Origin of the sequence: Marimonas lutisalis (assembly GCF_005434965.1) — a bacterium.
Taxonomy (GTDB): Bacteria; Pseudomonadota; Alphaproteobacteria; order Rhodobacterales; family Rhodobacteraceae; genus Marimonas_A; species Marimonas_A lutisalis.
Window position 1 is genome coordinate 118,651 of record NZ_SKCI01000004.1, and the last position, 17,893, is coordinate 136,543.

Here is a 17,893-nt window from a genome sequence, read left to right on the forward strand (position 1 = left end):
TCAGTCCGGCGGGAAAAGCCGCTGCAGACGTGCCAGCGCCTGCGCCGCGCGCTCTGCGACCACCTCGGCGTCCGGCGGCGCCATCGCGCCTGTCACCCGGCGCACTTGCAAATCCCCGATCAGCAGCGCGAACCATGCCTCGGCCATCTCCATCGGCTCACCTCGCAGAATACCCTCGTCGCGGGCACGTTGCATTACGCCAGCGATCCAGGGCGCAACCGTCTCGCGCCCGGCCTTGCCCAGCGCCCGGCCCAGCGTCCCGCTGGCGTCCGCCGCCGCCGCCCGGTTCAGCGCCACCGCCCGCGGCCCCAGCAGCATGTTCAGCAAAACCGGCCCGACCCGCGCCAAGACCTCCAGCGGCGCGCCCTCCTGCGCCTCTTCCAGCGCCGCGCGCACCAGCGCGGTATTGCCCGCGATCAGCGCCTCGAAAAGGCCGGTCTTGTCGCCATACCAGCGGTAAAGCGTCTCGTTCGAGGCCTTGGCGTCCTTCGCCACAGCCTGCATCGACAAACCCTCATAGCCCTTCGCGTCCAGCACCCGATAGGCCGCCGCCTCGATTTCCTTCGCCCGCGCCGCGCGCGCCTCGCTTCGCATGTCCGATCCTCCGTCTTGACGATATCCGTAATTCTGGTTACGGATGACGTCAATAACCGTAATTGCAATTACGCAAAGGAATCCACATCATGCCCCGCGCCGCCACCTCCGCCACAACGCTCTTGCTCTATCCGCTCGCCGGCCTCTCGCTGCTGCTTTCCGGGGCGATCTTCGGGTTTTTCTATGCCTGGGTCTGCTCCACCATGTGGGGGCTCGACGCCGCCGACCCGCGCATCGCGATCCCGGCCATGCAGGCGATGAACGCCTCGGTGCGCAACATCGTCTTTGCCCCCGCCTTCTTCGGCACGCCTTTCGTCCTGCTGCTCACCGCGGCGGTGGCCCATGCCGCGGGCCGGTCGCGGCCGGCACTGCTCCTTGCCGCGGCCGGGCTCCTCTACCTGGTCGGCGGCATGATCCTGACCATCGGTGTCAACGTCCCGATGAACCAGGCACTGGCGCAGCTCGCCACGCCCGAAAGCCACGCGGCGGCAGCCGAGATCTGGGCGGGCTATTCCCCGCGCTGGCAGGTCTTCAACGTGATCCGCACACTGGTCTCCGGCCTGGTGCTGCTGCTCTCCGGCTGGGCCATCCTGCTCCTGGGCCGCAACGCCCCGCTCACGCCCGCTTGATTTGACCTTCCCGCGCTGGAGGCTCTGATCCCTGCGCGAACCAACAGGATCAGGACCTCCATGCGCGCCTATGTTTTCGCCCTCTTCGCCCTCGCCCTGCCCATGCCGGCCACCGCGCAGGGGCTCTTTCCATACACCGATCCAACGGCGGTGGCCTTGGGCGAACAGCTCTATGCCGAAACCTGCGCCGCCTGCCACGGTGACAATCTCGAAGGCGAACCCAACTGGCGCCAGCCGGATGACGAGGGCTACCTGCCCGCGCCGCCGCACGATGCCACGGGCCACACCTGGCATCATCCCGATACTCAGCTTTTCGCAATCACCAAACATGGAACCGCCGCCCTCGTGGGCGGCGACTACAAGACCCGCATGACGGGCTTTGGCGATCAGCTCAGCGATGACGAAATCCTCGCCGTTCTGGCCTATATCAAATCAACCTGGCCGGCACAGATCATCGCCCGCCACGATCGATTGAACGCGGCGCAGGATCAATGAAACCTGGGTCCCCGGTCAGCCGCTGGTCACGCTTTCGCGTTCGCGATCCGGCTGCGGCTCGCGCGGCGGACGGCCGATCACGTCCTTCAACTCGTCCAGCTCGATGAAATTGTCGGCCTGGCGGCGCAGCTCGTCGGCGATCATCGGCGGCTGGCTGCGGATGGTCGAAACCACCGAAACCCGCACGCCCTGGCGCTGCAGGCTTTCCACCAGGGGGCGGAAATCCCCATCGCCCGAAAACAGCACGATGTGATCGACGCGCGGCGCCAGTTCCATGGCATCGACCGTAAGTTCGATATCCATGTTGCCCTTCACCTTCCGACGGCCCTGGCTGTCGGTGTATTCCTTCGCCGGTTTCGTCACCATCGAAAAGCCGTTGTAATGCAGCCAGTCGACCAGCGGACGGATCGGCGAATACTCGTCGTTTTCCAGAAGCGCGGTGTAGTAGAACGCCCGCAGCAGTTTTCCCCGGCGCATGAACTCGTGACGCAGCAACTTGTAATCGATGTCAAAGCTAAGTGCCTTGGCAGCCGCATAAAGATTCGACCCATCAATGAACAGCGCCAGCCGTTCGTCTTTGTAAAACATAAATTGTCCTTCCGATTGCGCTCTGCCACAGGTTCCGTGAGTGTAAAGGGGCGGCAAAGCGGCCTAGGTGGAATATTGTTTAGTAAATCACCTTGCAAGTCCGTAATCACGGGAAAAATCCTATGTCTAATGTAACGCGTAATCAACTTTGCTTGCTCGCGCTCGGCGGGAACCAGGAAACTGAAGCCGGCCCGCCCGCGGAAACCCTGCGCGCCGCCCTGCGCGACCTGGCCGTGGCGGGCTGCGAAATCAGCGCGGTCAGCCGCTTCTGGAACACGCCTGCCTTTCCTGCCGGTTCCGGCCCCGATTTCGTCAATGCGGCTGCGGTTTTACGCTTTGATGGCACCGCCGCGGACCTGCTCGCACTGCTGCACCGGATCGAAGCCCGCCACGGTCGTGCCCGCACAACCCGCTGGGGCCAGCGCACGCTCGATCTCGATCTGCTGGCCATCGGCGATTTACTGCTGCCTGACAGGGAAATTTGGCAATTCTGGCATGATCTGCCCCCCGATCAGCAGCGCAACCGCGCACCCGAGCAACTGATTCTCCCGCATCCACGGCTGCAGGATCGTGCTTTCGTGCTTGTCCCACTGGCCGAAGTCGCCCCGGACTGGGTGCATCCGGTGCTCGGGCGCCGCGTCGACGAGATGCTGGCGGCCCTGCCCCCCGCCGATATCGCCGCGGTTCGCCCGCTTGACGATCCCGCAACCGGGCGCAACAGCTGAAATCTGCCCTTGCAAATCCCGCTTTCGGCGCGTAAACACGCGCTTTCTAATGCCCGTTTGCAAGCTGGAGTGCCCCATGGCCCGCGTAACCGTCGAAGATTGCGTAGACAAGGTTCCGAACCGGTTCGACCTGGTAATGCTCGCCGCCCACCGCGCGCGCGAAATTTCGGCCGGTGCGCCGATCACCGTCGACCGTGACAACGACAAGAACCCCGTCGTCGCCCTGCGTGAAATCGCGGACGAAACCCAGTCGGCAGAAGAGCTGCGCGAACGCCTGATCGAGTCGAACCAGACCCAGATCGAGGTGGACGAGCCCGAAGACGACGCCATGGCGCTGCTGATGGGGGCCGAGGCCGACAAACCGGCCGAGGACGACCTCTCGGAAGAGCAGCTCCTGCGCGCCCTGATGGAAGCCCAGGGCCAGGGCTGATCTCCGCCCGGCCCCAAGACCCGGGATGCGGACCGGATGATCCCCGTTGATGAGCTGATCGAGCTGGTCCGCGCCTACAACCCGAAGACCAACGAAAAACTTCTGCGCGACGCCTATGAATTCGGCAGGGCTGCGCATGAAGGCCAGTTTCGCCACTCGGGCGAGCCGTATTTCTCGCATCCCGTCGAAGTGGCCAAGATTCTCACCGGCCAGCGGCTCGACGATGCCACCATCATCACCGCCCTTCTGCATGACACGATCGAAGACACCGGTGCGTCTTACTCAGAGGTCGAAAAGCGCTTCGGCCGCGAGATCGCCGATCTCGTCGATGGCGTCACCAAGCTGACGAACCTGCAGCTCTCTTCGACCGAAACCAAGCAGGCCGAAAACTTCCGCAAGCTCTTCATCGCCATGTCGCGCGATCTGCGGGTGATCCTCGTGAAACTCGCCGACCGTTTGCACAACATGCGCACGATCAAGGCGATGCGCCCCGAGAAACAGGCCCAGAAAGCGCGCGAGACGATGGACATCTACGCGCCGCTCGCCGGCCGCATGGGCATGCAGTGGATGCGCGAAGAGCTCGAGGATCTCGCCTTCAAGGTGCTGAACCCCGAAGGCCGCAACTCGATCATGCGCCGTTTCCTGACCCTGCAGAAGGAAACCGGCGACGTCGTCGAACGCATCACCGCGGACATGAAGGCCGAACTGAAAAAGGCCGGCATCGACGCCCGTGTCCTTGGCCGCGCGAAAAAGCCCTACTCGATCTGGCGCAAGATGCAGGAAAAGGATCTTTCCTTCTCGCGCCTCTCCGACATCTACGGCTTCCGCATCCTCACCTGCTCCGAGGAAGACTGCTATGCCGTCCTCGGCGTCATCCACCGCCGCTGGCGCGCCGTGCCGGGCCGGTTCAAGGACTATATCAGCCAGCCGAAATCGAACGGCTACCGTTCGATCCACACCACCGTCTCGGGCCGCGATGGCCGCCGGGTCGAGGTGCAGATCCGCACCTTTCAGATGCATGACGTGGCCGAGGCCGGCGTCGCCGCGCACTGGTCCTATCGCGATGGCGTGCGCTCGGAAAACCCCTTCGCAGTCGACCCGGCGAAATGGGTCGAGGGCCTGACCGAACGCTTCCTGACCGAGGAAGACCACGAGGATTTCCTCGAGGCCGTCCGCCTGGAAATGTATGCCGACCAGGTGTTCTGCTTCACGCCCAAGGGCGACGTGGTCAAACTACCGCGCGGCGCCACCCCGATCGACTTTGCCTATGCCATCCACACCCGCATCGGCGATGCCTGCGTGGGCGCCAAGATCGACAACATGCGCGTGCCGCTCTGGACGCGCATCAAGAACGGCCAGTCGGTCGAGATCATCACCGCCGAAGGCCAGATGCCGCAGGCCACCTGGCTCGACATCGCCACCACCGGCAAGGCCAAGACCGCGATCCGCCGCGCCCTGCGCGAGGTCGACCGCGAACGCTTCATCAAGCTCGGGCGCGAGCTGGCGCGCGCCGCCTTCGAACACGTCGGCAAGAAAGCCACCGACAAGGCGCTGGCCACCGCCGCGCGCAACCTGCGCCTCGGGGATCGCGATACGCTGCTTGCCCGCATGGGCAGCGCCGAGCTCACCGCCCGCGAGGTGGTGCAATCGGTCTATCCCGATCTCGCCCAGGACGAGGCCGACGAGATCTCGACCGAACGCGCGGTGATCGGCCTTGCCGCCGACCAGTCGATGCAGCGCGCGCCCTGCTGCCAGCCGCTGCCGGGCGAACGCATCGTCGGCATCACCTATCGCGGCCGCGGCGTGGTCGTGCACGCGATCGACTGTGATGTGCTCTCATCCTACGAAGAACAGCCCGAACGCTGGCTGGACCTGCACTGGCAGCCGGGCAAGCACCCGGCCGAATATACCGTCACGCTGGACGTGACCATCGGCAACGATGCCGGCGTGCTGGGACGAATTTGCACCTTGATAGGCGAACAGAAGGCCAATATTTCCGATCTGCACTTTCTGGACCGTAAGCCGGACTTTTACAGACTGCTGATAGATGTCGATCTCAGCGATGCCGAGCATTTGCACCGCGTTGTTTCCGTCCTCGAGGCCGATAGCGACGTCGCCGCCATAAGCCGCCATCGCGACCCCGACCGCGCGGGCCAGCGCATGGTGCACGAGTAGGGACACGAATTTGAGGAGAGAAGACCGTTGGTCTTCAAAAGACGCGACAAACGGCCCTACTGGAAGATCTTCCTCGAGTTCTTCTATCCGCGTGGCGGCTGGCTGCGCGCGGCGCAATATGTCCGCCATCGCCTCCACCGCCTGCCCGACCCGCCCCACCGCATCGCCCGCGGCATCTGGGCGGGCGTGTTCACCACCTTCACGCCCTTCTACGGGCTGCATTTCGTCATCGCCGCGATCATCGCACGGGTCATGCAGGGCAATATCATCGCCGCGCTGCTGGCCACCTTCTTCGGCAACCCGCTCACCTACGTCCCGATCGGGGTGATCTCGCTCAAGACCGGCCACTGGCTCCTCGGGACCGAGTTCGACGAGGGCGCGCACCGCTCGCTCGGCGGCAAGTTCGCCGATGCCTGGGCCGACCTGTGGCACAACCTGAAAACCCTCTACACCGGCGGCACGCCCGACTGGCACGGACTGTCGGTCTTCTATGACGAAGTGTTCTTCCCCTACATGATCGGCGGGCTCGTTCCCGGCGTCGTTGCGGCGTCGATCTGCTATTACCTCGCCGTGCCGGTGATCCAGGCCTACCAGAACCGCCGCAAGGGCCGGCTCAAGGCCAAGCTCGACGCGCTCAAGCAGAAACGCGCCGAGGCCAAGGCGAAATCCCACGATACCCCGCACGGCGAATAACCCGCGCCATCCCCGGCATTCTTTGATTCACCCCGCCCGGCAAAGGCATTACCTTGCCCCGGAAGATCAAGGGAATCATCGCCATGCAAGACACCGGCAAACTCCGCCTCGGCGTGAACATCGACCACGTCGCCACCGTGCGCAACGCGCGCGGCAGCGCCTATCCCGATCCGCTGCGCGCGGCCAAACTGGCCGAAGAGGCCGGCGCCGACGGCATCACCGCACATCTGCGCGAAGACCGCCGCCACATCGGCGACGCCGATATCGAGGCGCTGATGGAGGGCCTCTCGGTGCCCCTGAACTTTGAAATGGCCGCCACCGACGAGATGCAGAAAATCGCCCTGCGCCACGTGCCCCACGCCGTCTGCATCGTCCCCGAAAAGCGCGAGGAACGCACCACCGAGGGCGGGCTCGAAGTCGCGCGCGAGGAAAACCGCCTCGCCCATTTCATCGCCCCCCTGCGCGATGCCGGCTGCCGCGTGTCGCTTTTCATCGCCGCCGACCCGGCCCAGGTCGAGGCCGCCGCCCGCATCGGCGCGCAGGTGGTCGAACTGCATACCGGCGCCTATTGCGATCTTCACTACGAAGGCAAATTCGACGAGCGCGACGCCGAGCTCGAGCGCCTGCGCGATATGTCAGCCTTTGCCCATTCCCTCGGGCTCGAGGTGCACGCCGGGCACGGCCTCACCTTCGAAACCGTTGGGCCGATCGCCGCCTTTCCGGAGGTGATGGAACTCAATATCGGCCACTTCCTGATCGCCGAATCGATCTTCATCGGCCTGCCCGCCGCCATCGCCGAAATGCGCCGCCTGATGGACGAGGCCCGCGCATGACGCGCCTTGCGGCAACGGCGCTTGCACTGCTGCTCGGCCTGCCTGCGCAGGCGCAGGAGGTCAGCCAGTGCGATCACCGCGCCCATGCCGACGGCATCCCCGAACCGTGGGAGGCCAACACCCGCAGCTTCGCCAACGGCGAGGTGCGCGTCGCCCTGATCGACCGGATCGAGCCCGCCGCCGGCGCCTTCTACCTTCTCATCCTGCACCCGCCGCGCGGCGTGCTGGGCGAACGCCGCTGCTCGCTGGTGGGGTTTGGCTCCGGCATGGGCTATGCCGCGCTCGATTTCGCCGCGCTCACCGCCGGGTATGATCCCGCCCGCGGCCTCACGCTTTCCCTGCCCGGGCGGCTCTACCTGCCGGAAGAGGGTTTCACCAATTCCCTGATCATCCACGCCACCGTGAACCAGGCCACCGGCCAGGTCACCGCCAACCACGAACTGGGGCGCGAATGATCCTCGGCATCGGCACTGATCTCGCGAATATCGATCGCATTGCCCGCACACTCGACCGTTTCGGCGATCGGTTCCGCAATCGCGTCTTCACCGAGATCGAACAGCGCAAGGCCGAGCGCCGCCGCGACACCGTCGGCACCTACGCCAAGCGCTGGGCCGCGAAAGAGGCCTGCTCCAAGGCGCTTGGCACCGGGTTGCGCATGGGCATTTCATGGAAGGACATGGCGGTGACCAACCTCTCGACAGGTCAGCCCGTCATGCATGTCACCGGCTGGGCCAGGGAACGGCTCGATGAGATGACCCCGCCAGGCTACGAAGCGATCATCCACGTCACCCTGACCGACGATCACCCCTGGGCCCAGGCCTTCGTCCTGATCGAGGCCCGTCCCGTCGACGACGCGCTGCCCGGCGCCGAACCCCTGCGCCCGTCGCACTAAGGCGCTGGACAGCGACTTGCTGAACGAAACGTGACGCTGCAGCGAATGGGGCAATGGCCCTTTGCACACTTCAGGCGATCGCGTGTACCGAAGACAGATGCTGCTTGGCGGCACGGATGCTAAGGCAAGGTCGGCAAGCCGGACCGTTTAAACCGTCACTCGCTGGATTGGGGAACATGCGCGATAACCTGCGCTGCGTGGCCACGCCAAAAGACTTCACGATCACCGGTCCCAACAGAAGCGATTCCGAGAACGCGCCTTCGGCGATCACGACCGCATGTGTCTCCAATGCAAAGTGGTGCCAGGTTATCCTGCGTTTGCCAAGCATGTGTCTGACCCCGGGCAGACTGACAAGAGATTTCGCAGGCACCAAGACTTTCCCCCCGGTTTCGCCTCCGAGCTGACCGGGACAAACAAGCATTCGATGCTGTGGCGAGACGATCAGATCGCGTGCGGGGCGACCGTACCCAAGTGCGCCCGCCTGTATGAGAACAGGACGGCCTTCAGGCCGCGCTTCTTCCAGCGGCTGTTCACTGACCGACACCCAGAGGATCGGCATTGCCCCACGATCAACCGTGGTCACCATGTCGCCCGGCCCAAGCGTTTCGACCGGACGCGGCCCGTCCGGCGTGTCGATCAGGGTGCCGGACGCATAGCAAGGCTGTATCGAGCCAGGGTTTTCGTTCGGTTGGAGCTGATAGCTGGCGCCTGCATCGCTGGTCTCATAGGATTCGCCAAAGGCCCAAGGGCCGACATCGGTGCTGGTTTCGCCCGCTGCTGGCCCGTCCGTCGCGGTGACGATTGCTCCGTTGAAGGACAGGAATTGAAGCACGGTCCCGCTGTCATCGACGAATGCAATGGCATCACCCGTTACGATATCGTTCAGGCCCTCGCCACTATCGACGACGTATATGTCCTGATTATACTCGGTGTTGACCACGGACCCCAGTGCATGGGTCGATTTTACCGTACCGGACGAGTCATAGATCACAACGCTGTAAGACGATGTGTCCGTGCCGGTGGGCACAGCGAGTTCAACAAACTCCTGACCTGAACCGCCGAAAATGGCGAATTCCGAGATGTACCTCGACATAGTTGCTCCGAAAATCAGCCTCTATGTCAGGCTAGCGCCCGCCCCTTACGAATTGGTTTCCGTCGTCACCTTGTAGACAGCTTGGCGTGCCGTCAGAACGGCGGCGGACAACTCGCTGCGCCCGTCGCACTGAGGGCACAACCGCAACACTTGCCGGTCAAATCGGCCAAACCGCCCAGCTTTCGCCACCTTTTCCCTTATCCTGCGGCCATGTGACAAGTTCAGCCCTCGGAGGCACAATGAGCAAGAATGACAAATTGCGCCCGTCCTGCGCCAGCGGGCCGACGGTCTGGGACTTCCTGCTTGGCATCCTGACAGACACGCTGCGCTTCCTGCTAACCTCGGTCGGCATCATGGTCGCCGGCGCAATTGCCGGCGTCGGCATAGGCGGCGTCGCTGCGCTCAATTTCGGATTCCCCATCGGCACCGGCCTGCTCATCGGTGCGGTCGCGGGCTTTCTCCTGGCCGTGCTTGCTCTCGCGGTCGTGCACGGCGGCTGGTAGAAAGCTTGCCGCGCCTCACCCCTCTTTCTTCTGGTGAATCTCGATGACGTTGCCATCCGGATCATAGAAGAAGATCTGGTGCCAGCCCTCGACCGCCCGGTCGCCCCAGTCGGAATAGGCCACGCCCTTCTCCTCCAGCTCGCGCTTCACCGCCTCGATATCGTCGCAGCGATAGGCGATATGGCCGCGCTCCACCGGGTTCACGATCTGCCCGGTGCGAAACCCGGCCATCATGTCCTTCTGCGCGATATGCAGCTGGATGTTGCCATCCCAGGCAAAACCCACATCCCCGGCATAGCCCTTGGTCTTCTCCAGCACCGGAATGTCGGCCACCGGCGCCGGCAGGTCCAGCACCTCGCGATAGAACCTTTCCATCCGTTCGACGTTCTCGGTCGCCAGGTTGATGTGATGCAGTCTCAGCTTCATGCGCGCCCTCCCTTTTCCAGCAGATAAGCACAGCCCGCCGCGCCTGTCTCGCATCACCTGCCTCACCCGCTTCGTAGGCCGGGCTTCAGCCCGGCACTCCCGACAACCGCCATTGTCCCACCGTACGCCGCATTAACCTTAACCCGCGTTAACCCGGGGCCGATCCGGCGGCAGCCGGCGGGCAGCCGGCCGGTGCACGCAAATCACCCCCTCCGGTTTCGACCGCGCGGTGGCGTTAACCCGCGTCCGCACCCCCCCGACCTTGACAGCCCCGCCCCCGCCCCGCATGAAGCGCAGGACAGTGCGGCAGGGAGTTTCCGGGCATGAGTGAAAAAGGCGGGTTCATGAGCGGCCTCATCGAGACGATCAAGACGATCGTCTACGCGCTGCTGATCGCGGGCGTCTTCCGCACCGTGTTCTTCCAACCCTTCTGGATCCCCTCGGGCAGCATGAAGGACACGCTACTCATTGGCGATTTTTTGTTCGTGAATAAAATGGCTTACGGCTATTCCTACGCCTCCTGCCCGTCGATCCGCCTGCCCCAGGTCGGCCTTGATATCGACGCCGAGGACATCTGCGGCTGGATGAAATCCGACAATTCCCGCATCTGGGGCGGCGCGCCAGAACGCGGCGATGTCGTCGTCTTCCGCCACCCCGTCACCGGGACCGACTATATCAAGCGTCTCATCGGCCTGCCCGGCGACAAGGTGCAGATGAAGGACGGCGTGCTGCATATCAACGGCGATCCGGTCAAGATCGAAGCCGCCGGCACCTTCACCGAAATCTTCGAGCCCCAGGGCCCCGAAGGCCGCACCCCGCAATGCGAAAACGGCCCTGTCGGCGCCGGCGGAATTTGCGAAAAATCAAGGTATTGGGAGACGTTACCGGAAGGCACCCGCCACGCGATCCTGAACGTCACCGACCGCCGGTCGGACAATACCCCGGTCTTTTCCGTGCCCGAAGGCCATTATTTCTTCATGGGCGACAACCGTGACAACTCCACCGACTCGCGTTTTGCCCAGACCGCCCAGGGCGTCGGCTTCGTGCCCTACGAAGACCTGATCGGCCGTGCCGACCGGATCATGTTCTCCTCCGCCGGCCGCTCGATGCTCTATTTCTGGACTTGGCGCTCGGATCGCTATTTCAAGGCGATCGAGTGATCCCCGGCAGGCTCGACCGAACCGCATCGCGCATCTGGACAGCGCCGCCGGTTCGCGCCATCTAGGGCCTGTCATGAAACTCGCACGCGACCTTAAGGAATTCGAAACCCGTCTCGGGCACAGTTTTGCCGATCCGGCGCTGCTGATCCGTGCGTTGACCCATGCCTCGATTTCCTCGCCCACCCGCGATGACAATCAGCGGCTCGAATTTCTGGGCGACCGGGTGCTTGGCCTCGCCATGGCCGAAGCCGTGCTCGATCACGATCCCTCGGCCACCGAAGGGCAACTCGCCCCGCGCTTCAACGCGCTGGTGCGCAAGGAAACCTGCGCCGATGTCGCGCGCCAGATCGATCTCGGCGCCGTGCTCAAGATCGGCCGCTCCGAAATGCTGTCAGGCGGGCGGCGCAAACAGGCCCTGCTCGGCGACGCGATGGAAGCGGTGATTGCCGCCGTCTATCTCGATGCCGGGTTCGAAACCGCGCGCAACCTCGTGCTCGCCCTCTGGGGCGAGCGGATACGGACCGTCGACACCGACGCCCGCGATGCCAAGACCGCGCTGCAGGAATGGGCCCAGGCCCGAAAACTGCCCCCGCCCGTCTATACCGAGATGAAACGCGAAGGCCCCGACCACGCGCCCGTCTTCACCATCGAGGCGCGGCTTGATAACGGCCACGCCGCCACCGCCACCGCCAAATCGAAACGCCAGGCCGAACAGGCCGCGGCCAGGGCCCTTCTGGGCGAGGTAGAGAAATGACCACCAAATGCGGCTTCGTCGCCCTGATCGGAGAACCCAACGCCGGCAAGTCCACGCTGACCAATCACATGGTCGGCGCCAAGGTCTCGATCGTCACCCACAAGGTTCAGACAACCCGCGCCCGCATCCGCGGCGTCGCGCTTGAAGGCGACAGCCAGATCGTCTTCGTCGACACGCCGGGTCTCTTCCGCCCCCGCCGCAGGCTCGACCGCGCGATGGTCGCCGCGGCCTGGGGCGGCGCGGCCGACGCCGATATCATTGTGCTGCTGGTCGAGGCGCATCGCGGCATCACCGAAGGCGTCGAACGAATCCTCGAAGGGCTGCAGGACCTGCCCCAGGGCCGCAAGATCGCCCTCGCCATCAACAAGATCGACAAGGTCGAGGCGCCGGCGCTCCTGAAACTCACCAAGGATCTCAATGACAGGTTCCCGTTCGCCGAAACCTTCATGATCTCGGCCGAAAAGGGCCACGGCACCGACGCGCTGCGCCACTGGTTGGCCCAGAACCTGCCCGAGGGCCCCTGGCTCTACCCCGAGGACCAGATCGCCGACCTGCCCATGCGCATGCTCGCCGCCGAAATCACCCGTGAGAAACTCACCCTGCGCCTGCACCAGGAGCTGCCCTACCAGCTCACCGTCGAGACCGAGAACTGGGAAGAGCGCAAGGATGGCTCGGCCCGCATCGACCAGGTGATCTATGTCGCCCGCGACGGCCACAAGGGCATCGTTCTGGGCAAGAAGGGCGAAACCATCAAGGCAATCTCGAAACTCGCCCGCGAAGAGCTCGAAGAGTTCCTCGGCCGCCGCATCCACCTCTTTCTGCAGGTAAAGGTGCGCCCGAACTGGCTGGAGGAATCAGAGCGCTACAGCGAAATGGGCCTCGACTTCAAAGATGGCAACTGATCCCCTGCTTCATCTGACCCGAAATACCTCGGGGGTGTGGGGGCTGGCCCCCACATGCGGCCGGTGATGTCACGCCTGACCGCCGAATTCTGGGTACATGCCTACCTTGCCCGCCTTCGCCTGTACGACATCCCGGCCTTCGTCACCTCGCACGGTGATGACACGTCGGGCGCCGTGCTGGTCAAGCTCAACACGCTCGATGGCCGCGCGTGCGCTTATCACCGCACCTTCGATTTGATGACAGGTTCGCGCAAGTGGGACCTGCTGGTCGACGGCGACGAGGTTGATGTCGACGCCTCGATCGCCAAACAGCTCGGCTTCGACCCGGATCTCTGGGTGGTCGAGGTCGAGGACCGCCAGGGCCGCCACCTGCTCGATGAACCCGGGCTCGGGGAATAACGCCGCGTCATGCGCGGTGACGTAACGGCGAAACCACCGATCGCTTGCGCGCCGCTGTTGCTCCCTTACCTCAGGGCAAGGCATATTGCCTCCCGTGCCGGACAACCGGTGCGCCCGGGAGGATTCAGAAAAGGATGCGCACGATGAGCGATCAGGTCACCCTTACCCGCGACGGCGATATCGCCGTGGTCACAGTCGACAACCCGCCGGTCAACGCGCTCGGCACCGCCGTGCGGCAGGGCCTTTTCAAGGCGATGGAAGAGATCGACGCCGACGATGCGATCAAGGCCGCGATCATCATCGGCAAGGGCCGCACTTTCCCTGCCGGCGCCGACATCCGCGAATTCGGACAAAAACCCCAGCCCCCAGCACTGTGGGAGGTCTGCACCCGGATCGAGGAAACCACCAAGCCGGTGATCGCCGCGATCCACGGCACCGCGCTTGGCGGCGGTCTGGAAATCAGCCTCGGCGCGCATTACCGCATCGCGGACCCCAAGGGCCGCGTTGGCCTGCCCGAAGTTTTGATCGGCGTCATGCCCGGCGCCGGCGGCACCATCCGCCTGCCGCGCATCGCCGGCATCCCGACCGCGCTGGAAATCATGGTCTCCGGCCGCCAGGTCGGCGCGCAGGAGGCTCTCTCGCTCGGCATTCTCGACCGGCTGGCCGAAACCGATCTGCTCGACGACGCCAAGACCTTCGCGCGCGAACTGATCGACCAGGGCGCCGGCCCCCGCAAGACCTCCGAACGGTCCGAGGGCCTCGGAAGCGATGCCGAAAACGCCGCCGCTTTCGAGGAAGCTCGCAACGGCGTCGTGAAAAAGGCCAGGGGCCTCTACGCCCCCGCCCGCATGGTCGACTCGATGGAATACTCGCTGTCGCACTCCCTGCTCGACGCCTCGCATTACGAACGCGATGCCTTCATGTCCTGCCTCGGCACGCCGCAGCAACAGGGCCTGAACCATGCCTTCTTCGCAGAACGCGCCTCCGCCAAGGTGCCGGAAAACGGTCGCGCCGATCCGCGCCCGCTGAACCGGATCGGCGTCATCGGCGGCGGCACGATGGGCGCGGGCATCACCGTGGCGGCCCTCAATGCCGGCCTGCCCGTCACCATGGTCGAACGTGACGACGACAGCATTGCCAAGGGCAAGCAGAATGTCGAAAAGGTCTATGCCCGCGACGTCCAGAAAGGCCGCAAGACCGAGGAACAGAAAGCCGCCATCATGGCGCGCTACACGCCGTCCACCTCTTACGAGGATCTGGCCGATTGCGACCTGATCATCGAGGCCGTGTTCGAAAACATGGACGTCAAGAAAGAGGTGTTCGGCATCCTCGACAAGGTGGCGAAACCCGGCGCCGTGCTGGCCTCGAACACCTCCTACCTGAACATCGATGAAATCGCCTCGGCCACGTCGCGCCCCGAGGACGTGATCGGCCTGCACTTCTTCTCGCCCGCCAACATCATGCGGCTTCTGGAGATCGTGATCCCGTCGAAAGCCAGCGACGATGCCATCGCCACCGGATTCGACCTGGCGAAGAAGATGAAAAAAGTGCCCGTGCGCGCCGGTCTCTGTGATGGCTTCATCGGCAACCGCATCCTCGCCACCTATGGCCGGGCCGCGGCCTACATGGTCGAAGATGGCGCCTCGCCCTATGACGTGGACAAGGCGCTGGTGAATTTTGGCTACCCGATGGGCATCCACGCCATGGGTGATCTGGCTGGCCTCGACATCGGCTGGTCCAACCGCAAGAACAAGGCCGCGACGCGCTCGAACGACGATCGCTACAGCGGCACCATCGCCGATCGCATCTGCGAACAGGGCTGGTTCGGCCAGAAGACCGGCAAGGGCTGGTATGTATACAAGGAAGGCGACCGCCGCGGCACGCCCAACCCCGATGTCGAGAAGATCATCGACGACGCCCGCAAGGATCTCGGCATCACCCCGCGCGAATTCACCGAGGAGGAAATCATCCGCCGCTACCTCGCCGCGATGATCAACGAAGGCGCCAAGGTGCTGGAAGAGGGCATCGCCCTCAAGCCCTCTGACATCGATGTCACCTTCCTCTTCGGCTACGGCTTCCCGCGCTATCGCGGCGGGCCGATGAAATACGCCGACATGTACGGCCTTGAAAACGTGCTGAGCGATCTGCGCGAATTCGAAAAGGAAGACCCCAAGTTCTGGAAACCGGCGCAACTGCTCGTCGACATGGTCGAGAAGGGTGAAACCTTCGACGACCTGAACAAGCGCGCCGCAGCCTGAGGAGGCAGAAATGGATCTGAACTTTACCCAGGAAGAGCTCGCCTTTCGCGACGAAGTGCGCAGCTGGATTCGCGAAAACCTCCCCGAGGACATCGCCACCAAGGTGCGCCACGATGCCCCCCTGTCCAAGGATGACATGCTGAAATGGCAGCTCATCCTGCACGACAAGGGCTGGCTCACCTACAGCTGGCCGGCCGAATTCGGCGGCACAGGCTGGGGCCCGGTCAAGCAGTTCATCTTCGAAGAAGAGATGGCCTATGCCTGTGCCCCGCGCATCCTGCCCTTCGGCCTGCGCATGCTGGGCCCGGTGCTGATGAAGTTCGGCTCGAAAGAACAGCAGGATTACTATCTGCCGCGCATGTGTGACGGCACCCATTGGTGGTGCCAGGGCTATTCCGAGCCCGGCGCGGGCTCGGACCTGGCGTCGCTGAAAACCGCCGCCGTGCGCGATGGCGATCACTACATCGTAAACGGCCAGAAAACCTGGACCACCCTGGGCCAGCACGCCGACATGATCTTCTGCCTCGTGCGCACCTCGACCGAAGGCAAACCGCAGGAAGGCATCTCGTTCCTGCTGATCGACATGAAAACACCGGGCATCGAGGTCCGCCCGATCCAGACGATCGACGGCGGCCGCGAGGTGAACGAGGTCTGGTTCACCGACGTGAAAGTGCCGGTCGAAAACCTGGTCGGCGAAGAAAACAGGGGCTGGACCTATGCCAAGTATCTTCTGACGCACGAACGCACCAACATCGCCGGCGTCGGCAAGTCGAACCAGGAGCTTGACCGCCTGAAAGAGCTGGCCGCCTCTCAGAAACGGGGGGGCAAGCCGCTGTCCGAAGATCCCTATTTCGCCGCGCGCATGGCCAAGGTCGAGATCGACCTGATGAACATGGAGATCACCAACCTGCGCGTTCTGGCCCAGGCCGAAGCGGGCGGGGCACCGGGGCCGGAAAGCTCGATGCTGAAAATCCTCGGCACCGAGATCGAGCAGGAACTGACCGATCTCACCCGCCGCGCGCTCGGCTCTTCGGCGCGCGCGCTCACGCCCGAGGCGAACGAGACCGGCTATAACGGCCCGCATGTCGCGCCCGAAGGCTTCAACAACGCCTCGGCGGTCTATTTCAACCACCGCAAGACCACCATTTATGGCGGCTCGAACGAAATCCAGAAGAACATCATCACCAAGATGATCGTCGGACTCTGAGGGGGACATCACGATGGACTTTACCCATACCGAAACCCGCCGGATGCTGGCCGACACGATCGACCGCTACCTGCGTGACAAGTATCCGTTGGCCGCCCGCGTCGAGGCCGGCAATGCAGAACCAGGCTATCAGCCCGCGCATTACGAAGGCATGGCCGAGCTGGGCGTGATCGCCGCGCTCTTCCCCGAGGATCAGGGCGGCTTCGGCGGCGAAGGCTTCGACATCGCCGTCGTGTTCGAGGAACTGGGCAAGCGGCTCGTGAACGAACCCGTGATGGACAGCGCCCTGATCCCCGGTCCTATCCTCGCCGCCGCAGGGCAATCGGACGCGGTGGAAAATATCATCGCCGGGGCCGCGCGCTATGCGCTCGCCGCCGAAGAACCGCAGGCGCTCTACGATCTGGACCACGTCGAAACCACGGCCGAAGGCGCGGGCGACAGCTTCACACTCACCGGCACAAAGACGGTGGTGAAATACGCCGGCGGCTGCGATGGCTTCATCGTCTCGGCGCGCACGGACAAAGGCATCGCTCTCTTCCTGGTGGCGCCCGGTGACGTCGCGCTGCGCAGCTATACCACCGTCGAAGGCGGCCGCGCCTCCGAGATCACGCTTGACGGCGCTCCGGGCACGCTTCTGGGCGAAGACGGCGCCGGCGCCGCCATGCTCCAGGACGCCGCCGACCGCGCCATCCTCGCCCTCTCGGCCGAGGCGCTGGGCATCATGCAGACTATCCGCGAGATGACGATCGAATACCTGCGCACCCGCAAGCAGTTCGGCGTGCCCATCGGCAAGTTCCAGGCGCTGCAACACCGCACGGCGGAAATGCTGCTGGAAATCGAACAGGCGCGCAGCGCGGTCATCAACGCGTCCAACGCCATGGGCCTTTCGGGGGCCGAACGCGCCCGGATCATGGCGGCGACCAAGTATTCCATCGGCCGCATCGGCCGGCTGGTGGCCGAAGAGTCGATCCAGATGCATGGCGGCATCGGCATGACCTGGGAATACGATCTGGGCCACTATGCCAAGCGGCTCATCATGATCGACCATGAATGGGGCGATCAGGATTTTCACCTCGCCCGCTTCGTCGAACTGGGCAAGGCCGCCTGAGCGCACCACCGCCATGACTGCGTAGGGCG

At 64.1% G+C, this 17,893-nt stretch carries 21 protein-coding genes; 17 read left to right on the plus strand and 4 right to left on the minus strand.

Annotation, left to right across the window (positions count from 1 at the left end; all coding sequences use genetic code 11):
• Positions 1–594 carry a TetR/AcrR family transcriptional regulator gene (locus E0501_RS16400; RefSeq protein WP_137702485.1) on the minus strand — a complete coding sequence of 198 codons (594 nt, stop codon included), beginning with the start codon at positions 592–594 and terminating at the stop codon, positions 1–3.
• A gap of 89 nt (positions 595–683) precedes the next feature.
• Between E0501_RS16400 and E0501_RS16405 the strand changes: the two genes are divergently transcribed.
• The gene (locus E0501_RS16405) at positions 684–1,223 is read left to right on the plus strand and encodes an anthrone oxygenase family protein (RefSeq protein WP_137702486.1); all 540 of its coding nucleotides are present in this window, start codon (positions 684–686) and stop codon (positions 1,221–1,223) included.
• A gap of 60 nt (positions 1,224–1,283) precedes the next feature.
• Positions 1,284–1,718 carry a c-type cytochrome gene (locus tag E0501_RS16410; RefSeq protein ID WP_137702487.1) on the plus strand — a complete coding sequence of 145 codons (435 nt, stop codon included), beginning with the start codon at positions 1,284–1,286 and terminating at the stop codon, positions 1,716–1,718.
• A 15-nt stretch (positions 1,719–1,733) separates the two neighbouring features.
• Here the strand turns inward: E0501_RS16410 and E0501_RS16415 are convergent, their stop codons facing one another.
• Positions 1,734–2,306 (minus strand): LabA-like NYN domain-containing protein, encoded by a 573-nt coding sequence (locus E0501_RS16415; RefSeq protein ID WP_137702488.1) that lies wholly within the window; start codon positions 2,304–2,306, stop codon positions 1,734–1,736.
• A gap of 122 nt (positions 2,307–2,428) precedes the next feature.
• Between E0501_RS16415 and folK the strand changes: the two genes are divergently transcribed.
• The 7 genes from folK to acpS all read left to right on the plus strand — a co-directional run bounded on the left by folK (position 2,429) and on the right by acpS (position 8,054).
• Positions 2,429–3,031 carry a 2-amino-4-hydroxy-6-hydroxymethyldihydropteridine diphosphokinase gene (gene folK, locus E0501_RS16420; RefSeq protein ID WP_137702489.1) on the plus strand — a complete coding sequence of 201 codons (603 nt, stop codon included), beginning with the start codon at positions 2,429–2,431 and terminating at the stop codon, positions 3,029–3,031.
• 76 nt (positions 3,032–3,107) lie between these two features.
• Entirely contained in the window at positions 3,108–3,461 is a 354-nt protein-coding gene (gene rpoZ, locus E0501_RS16425) for a DNA-directed RNA polymerase subunit omega (protein WP_137702490.1), read from the plus strand.
• A gap of 36 nt (positions 3,462–3,497) precedes the next feature.
• Positions 3,498–5,636 (plus strand): RelA/SpoT family protein, encoded by a 2,139-nt coding sequence (locus E0501_RS16430; protein WP_137702491.1) that lies wholly within the window; start codon positions 3,498–3,500, stop codon positions 5,634–5,636.
• A 27-nt stretch (positions 5,637–5,663) separates the two neighbouring features.
• Entirely contained in the window at positions 5,664–6,329 is a 666-nt protein-coding gene (locus E0501_RS16435; protein ID WP_137702492.1) for a DUF2062 domain-containing protein, read from the plus strand.
• A gap of 83 nt (positions 6,330–6,412) precedes the next feature.
• Entirely contained in the window at positions 6,413–7,162 is a 750-nt protein-coding gene (locus E0501_RS16440; RefSeq protein ID WP_137702493.1) for a pyridoxine 5'-phosphate synthase, read from the plus strand.
• Positions 7,159–7,617 carry a hypothetical protein gene (locus E0501_RS16445; RefSeq protein ID WP_137702494.1) on the plus strand — a complete coding sequence of 153 codons (459 nt, stop codon included), beginning with the start codon at positions 7,159–7,161 and terminating at the stop codon, positions 7,615–7,617. Before E0501_RS16440 ends, E0501_RS16445 begins: the two co-directional genes overlap by 4 nt.
• Positions 7,614–8,054, plus strand: coding sequence for a holo-ACP synthase (gene acpS / locus E0501_RS16450; RefSeq protein WP_137702495.1), 441 nt, complete (start codon positions 7,614–7,616; stop codon positions 8,052–8,054). Before E0501_RS16445 ends, acpS begins: the two co-directional genes overlap by 4 nt.
• Positions 8,055–8,124: 70 nt before the next feature.
• Here the strand turns inward: acpS and E0501_RS16455 are convergent, their stop codons facing one another.
• Entirely contained in the window at positions 8,125–9,147 is a 1,023-nt protein-coding gene (locus E0501_RS16455) for a Hint domain-containing protein (RefSeq protein WP_137702496.1), read from the minus strand.
• A 239-nt stretch (positions 9,148–9,386) separates the two neighbouring features.
• Here E0501_RS16455 and E0501_RS16460 point away from each other — a divergent pair, with 239 nt between their 5' ends.
• Entirely contained in the window at positions 9,387–9,650 is a 264-nt protein-coding gene (locus E0501_RS16460) for a hypothetical protein (protein ID WP_137702497.1), read from the plus strand.
• Positions 9,651–9,665: 15 nt separating this feature from the next.
• Here E0501_RS16460 and E0501_RS16465 read toward each other — a convergent pair whose 3' ends face one another.
• A complete protein-coding gene (locus tag E0501_RS16465) occupies positions 9,666–10,076 on the minus strand; it encodes a VOC family protein (protein ID WP_137702498.1) in 411 nt (136 codons plus the stop codon).
• Between the two features lie 323 nt (positions 10,077–10,399).
• Between E0501_RS16465 and lepB the strand changes: the two genes are divergently transcribed.
• From lepB to E0501_RS16500, 7 genes are all read left to right on the plus strand, one after another.
• On the plus strand, positions 10,400–11,236 hold the full coding sequence (lepB, locus tag E0501_RS16470; protein ID WP_137702499.1) for a signal peptidase I: 837 nt from the start codon (positions 10,400–10,402) through the stop codon (positions 11,234–11,236).
• A 73-nt stretch (positions 11,237–11,309) separates the two neighbouring features.
• Positions 11,310–11,990 (plus strand): ribonuclease III, encoded by a 681-nt coding sequence (gene rnc, locus E0501_RS16475; protein ID WP_137702500.1) that lies wholly within the window; start codon positions 11,310–11,312, stop codon positions 11,988–11,990.
• Positions 11,987–12,892, plus strand: coding sequence for a GTPase Era (gene era / locus E0501_RS16480; protein ID WP_137702501.1), 906 nt, complete (start codon positions 11,987–11,989; stop codon positions 12,890–12,892). The genes rnc and era overlap by 4 nt, the downstream gene beginning before the upstream one ends.
• 66 nt (positions 12,893–12,958) lie before the next feature.
• Positions 12,959–13,291 carry a DUF1491 family protein gene (locus E0501_RS16485; protein ID WP_137702502.1) on the plus strand — a complete coding sequence of 111 codons (333 nt, stop codon included), beginning with the start codon at positions 12,959–12,961 and terminating at the stop codon, positions 13,289–13,291.
• Between the two features lie 143 nt (positions 13,292–13,434).
• A complete protein-coding gene (locus E0501_RS16490) occupies positions 13,435–15,549 on the plus strand; it encodes a 3-hydroxyacyl-CoA dehydrogenase NAD-binding domain-containing protein (protein ID WP_137702503.1) in 2,115 nt (704 codons plus the stop codon).
• Positions 15,550–15,559: 10 nt separating this feature from the next.
• The gene (locus E0501_RS16495; protein WP_137702504.1) at positions 15,560–16,756 is read left to right on the plus strand and encodes an acyl-CoA dehydrogenase family protein; all 1,197 of its coding nucleotides are present in this window, start codon (positions 15,560–15,562) and stop codon (positions 16,754–16,756) included.
• Positions 16,757–16,769: 13 nt separating this feature from the next.
• On the plus strand, positions 16,770–17,864 hold the full coding sequence (locus E0501_RS16500) for an acyl-CoA dehydrogenase family protein (RefSeq protein ID WP_137702505.1): 1,095 nt from the start codon (positions 16,770–16,772) through the stop codon (positions 17,862–17,864).
• Positions 17,865–17,893: the final 29 nt, after the last annotated feature.